Raw genomic sequence first — 3,752 nt, forward strand, 5'->3', positions numbered from 1 at the left:
AGCGCCGCTAACGTCTCTCGCATGCCGCACCGTCGGCGGGGGAGCCGGTCGAACCTGTCGGTTCGCCGCGAGAGAGCGCCGCGCGCGAAGCCGAATCGCGGGGCGGAGCGCACCCGCGAGCCTCACGCGGCGGGGGACGCGGCCCGATCGAAGCGAGTCCGAGGCGGTGCCGAGGGCGGTTCGGAGCGCGTTCGCTCCGGGGCGGCGACGATAATCTCACAAGATTTATAAGTGACTATGTTCGCAGCCCCCCGCGAACCGGCTTTACGGCGCCCCTCGCGGGCGAATTCAGGAACTCTTATTAACCATCACCGGGTAGGCCCGATCGCATGGCAGACCTCATTGTCAAAGCGGCCGTCAAGGAAGCCCTGGACGACAAGAACGTCGCTTCGGACTTCTACGACGCGCTGGACGACGAAGTGGACGAGCTGCTCGAAGACGCCGCGCGCCGCGCCGAGGCCAACGACCGGAAGACGGTCCAGCCGCGCGACCTCTAAGACGGAACTCGTTTCCGTTCCATTTTATTTGGACGCTGTCCGCCGAGCGGCGGCACTGTCGGCCGTGGCGCCGTGATTCAGCGGTTTCAGACCTCGTCGACCCGGACGCCCGACTCCGTCCCGACGTGGATCTCGTCCGCCAGCCCGACGAAGAGGCCGTTTTCGACGGCCCCCGGGATCGACGACAGCGTCGCCGACAGCGCGGCCGGGTCGGCGACCTCGCCGAACTCGCAGTCGAGGACGAGGTTCCCGTTGTCGGTTACGACGGGACCGTCCTTCCGCTCCGCGCGCCGCAGCGTCGGCTCGCCGCCCGCCTCCCGGACCGCCGCGGCGACCGCGGTCCGCCCCGCGGGGAGGACCTCGACCGGAACCGGCCGGTCCAGCCGCGGCGACTCCTTCGATGGATCGGCGACCACGAGGAAGCGGTCCGCCGCGGCGTCGACGAGCTTCTCGCGGGCGTGGGCCGCGCCGCCGCCTTTTATAAGTGCGCCGCCGGAGACGGGGTCGTCCGCCCCATCGCTCCCGGTCGCGACCTGATCCGCGCCGTCGATGGCGAGGTCGATACCCGGGCCGTCCGGTCCGACCGCCTCGGGAAGGTCGAGGCAGAGGATCCCCTCCTCGGCGGCGAGTTCGCGGCTCGCGAAGGAGGTGGGAACGCCCCGAATGTCGAGGCCGGCGTCGACCCGGTCGCCGAGCCGCCGGATGGCGTGCGCCGCGGTCGACCCCGTCCCCAGTCCGACCACGTCGCCGTCGGTGACAGCCTCGGCCGCCGACTCGCCGGCGCGCCGCTTCATCGCGTCGCTCCCGCCGCTCGTCTTCATGCGACGAGGTGCGGGCGGAGCTATTGAAAAGGCGTCGGCGGTTCGCTCCGACCGCGCGACCGCCGAAATGTATTACTCGCGACGCGATCAGTCGGAAGTATGTCCTCGGCAACCGCTGTCCTCCCGGTGTTCGGCCTGACGCTCCTCGGTGCGATGTTCGTGACCGCGGCGCTTCAGTCGCGCGGTCGACTCCCCTTCGCGGTCCCGGAAGGCGCGTACGTCGCCGTCTCGGTCGGGGCCGTCTCCATCGTCGCGCAGTCCCTCGTCGGGTCGGATCGAGAGACCGTCGCGATCCTCGCCGTCGGGGCCCTCGCGTGGGCGACTGGGTACGAGACGGCGCGCGGTGACGACGAGAGGTAGGTCGCCGCCTACTCCAACCGGTCCAAGACGGCCTCCGCGTCGTAGGCCAAGGAGAGTTCGCGGGAGCGGCCGCGGCCGTCGACGTCGGCGTACTCCGCGTCGATGACGCCGAGCTGGTCGAGCTTGTTGATGATCTCCGAGTAGCGCGTGTAGCCGAGGTCGGTCTCGTCGTTGAAGGCGTCGTACACCGCCCCCGCGCGCTCGCCGTCGTGTTCGGCGAGGACGCGGACGAGGTCGCGCTCGGACTCCGAGAGGCCGCGGAGCGACCGCGAGAGGTGGACGTGCTTCGACTTGTCGTACGCGTCCTCGACGTCCTCCTCGGAGACCGTCTTCGAGGCGCGCATCTCGGCGTTGAGCCCGGCCCGGCGCAGGAGGTCGATCCCGACCCGGAGGTCGCCGCTGTCGGCGGTGAGGTCGGCGACGCGCTCCAGCTCCGCGTCGCCGATGACCCCCTCGTGGAAGCCGCGCTTGGCGCGCTCGGCGAGGATGTCGTAGATCTCGGTCGCGTCGTAGACGGGGAAGTACACCTCCTCGGGGCGGAAGACGGACTGGACCCGGGTGTCGAGGTCGTCGATCACGTCGAGGCCGAGGTCCGAGGAGACGACGATCACGCCGATCTTCGCGCCCGAGTGGGCCTCGTGGGCGCGGAGCAGCGAGTACAGCGTGTCGGACGCCTCGTTCTCGTAGAAGAGGTAGTTCACGTCGTCGAGGGCGACGACGAGGACCTCGTCCTCCTCGACGAGCCGGTCGGTGATCTGGCCGAACAGCTTCTTGAAGGAGATGCCGGAAGAAGGGGGTTCGTACTCGAAGATACCCTCGAACAGCCGGGAGAACACCGCGTAGCGCGTCGAGTCGACCTGACAGTTGACGCGCACCGTCCGCACCTCGGTCCGGGCCCCGAGCTCGCCGAACAGCTTCTGGACCGCGGTGGTCTTCCCCGTCCCCGGCGGGCCGCGGACCATCGTGTTGAGGGGGCGAGAGCCGCGGACCGCGGGGCGGAGCGCGTACTTCAGGTTCTCCAGCTGGCTCTCCCGGTGGCGGAACGTCTCGGGGACGTGGTCGATCTCGAACACCGACTCGTCGCGGAACACGGACTCGTCCCACGAGAGCATGTCCCCGGCGTCCCCGGTCATGCGAGTACCACGAGAGGCCGCGCACTTAACCGTTGCCCGGTGCCGGAGCGAAACTGAAACTTGTCGCGCGAGCGGTCGATCGGAGCGATTCCGCCGATCGAGCGTTCACTCTCGCTCCGGCGAGATCCCGGTCGCAACCCCTCCGTCCCCCGCCGCGTCGCCGCGACGCAACACCAGCACGTGGCGCGTCAGCGACCGGTGGACCCGACGCTCGAACGCCGCGTCGACGGTCCAGCCGGCCTCGCGAGCGGGGGCGCGCCAGTCGCGGTCGGCGACCAGCACCGCTCGCGGCGCGACCCGAGCGGCCTCGGCGAGCGCGCCCGCGACGAGGTCCGCCAGCTCGTGGCGCGCGATCTTCGACTGCCGGCCGTACGGGGCGTCGAACGCGACGCCGTCGACCGCGTCGTCGGGGACGGGGAGCGCGGTCGCGTCGCCGCGCGCGACGTGCCAGTCGGGCGAGTCGTCGGTGCCGGGAGCGCCGAGGTACTCGCGGAAGTTCTCCCGCGCGCCGCGGACCATCTTCGCCTGCGCGTCGCAGGCGACGGCGTCGGCGCCGACGAGGCCGGCCTCCAGCGGGAGGCCGCCGGTACCGCACATCGGGTCGAGCAGGGTCCGCCCGGGGGCGGCGCCCGCGAGGTTGGCGTACGCGCGGGCGTCCGCCGGGGCCATGCTCCCCGGCTGGAAGAACGGGCGGTCGGTGGGGTTCGGCGCGAAGTCGCGGGCGGCCTCGGCCGCGACCCAGCCGAGCGCGCACAGGTCCGCGTCGCCGCCGTCCGCGCCCGCGACGGCGTCGTGTTCGGCGCGAGGGCCGGCCGCGAACAGCGCGCGGAGGACGTGGTCGGGGTCGTCGAGGTCGACGTCGAACCCGCGGTCGACGAGGACGCCACCCAGCTCGCGCTCGGCCGTCTCGGTCGAGACGCCGGCCGTCCCGCGGACGTTCC

General features: G+C 71.5%; 5 protein-coding genes. 2 read left to right on the forward strand and 3 right to left on the reverse strand.

Annotated elements, in window-relative coordinates:
* Positions 1–329 precede the first annotated feature (329 nt).
* Positions 330–497: a DUF1931 family protein gene (locus C466_RS13280; RefSeq protein ID WP_004047560.1), complete on the forward strand. Its 168-nt coding sequence runs from the start codon at positions 330–332 to the stop codon at positions 495–497.
* Positions 498–583: 86 nt separating this feature from the next.
* Here C466_RS13280 and rpiA read toward each other — a convergent pair whose 3' ends face one another.
* Entirely contained in the window at positions 584–1,318 is a 735-nt protein-coding gene (gene rpiA / locus C466_RS13285; RefSeq protein WP_004599351.1) for a ribose-5-phosphate isomerase RpiA, read from the reverse strand.
* A gap of 99 nt (positions 1,319–1,417) precedes the next feature.
* Here rpiA and C466_RS13290 point away from each other — a divergent pair, with 99 nt between their 5' ends.
* Entirely contained in the window at positions 1,418–1,678 is a 261-nt protein-coding gene (locus tag C466_RS13290; RefSeq protein ID WP_004599350.1) for a hypothetical protein, read from the forward strand.
* Between the two features lie 8 nt (positions 1,679–1,686).
* Here C466_RS13290 and C466_RS13295 read toward each other — a convergent pair whose 3' ends face one another.
* Complete coding sequence (locus C466_RS13295) at positions 1,687–2,811, reverse strand: ORC1-type DNA replication protein (RefSeq protein ID WP_004599349.1); 1,125 nt, start codon at positions 2,809–2,811, stop codon at positions 1,687–1,689.
* A gap of 105 nt (positions 2,812–2,916) precedes the next feature.
* Positions 2,917–3,752, reverse strand: an 836-nt coding sequence (locus tag C466_RS13300) for a methyltransferase domain-containing protein (RefSeq protein ID WP_004599845.1), incomplete at its 5' end; no start/stop codon positions are given.

Origin of the sequence: Halorubrum distributum JCM 10118 (assembly GCF_000337335.1) — an archaeon.
In the GTDB taxonomy this organism is placed as follows: Archaea; Halobacteriota; Halobacteria; order Halobacteriales; family Haloferacaceae; genus Halorubrum; species Halorubrum distributum.

Bases quoted from the DNA above. Each gene is read 5' to 3' on its own strand.
- C466_RS13295 (WP_004599349.1), bottom strand. From the start codon at position 2,811: ATGACCGGGGACGCCGGGGACATGCTCTCGTGGGACGAGTCCGTGTTC.
- rpiA (WP_004599351.1), bottom strand. From the start codon at position 1,318: ATGAAGACGAGCGGCGGGAGCGACGCGATGAAGCGGCGCGCCGGCGAG.
- C466_RS13280 (WP_004047560.1), top strand. From the start codon at position 330: ATGGCAGACCTCATTGTCAAAGCGGCCGTCAAGGAAGCCCTGGACGAC.
- C466_RS13290 (WP_004599350.1), top strand. From the start codon at position 1,418: ATGTCCTCGGCAACCGCTGTCCTCCCGGTGTTCGGCCTGACGCTCCTC.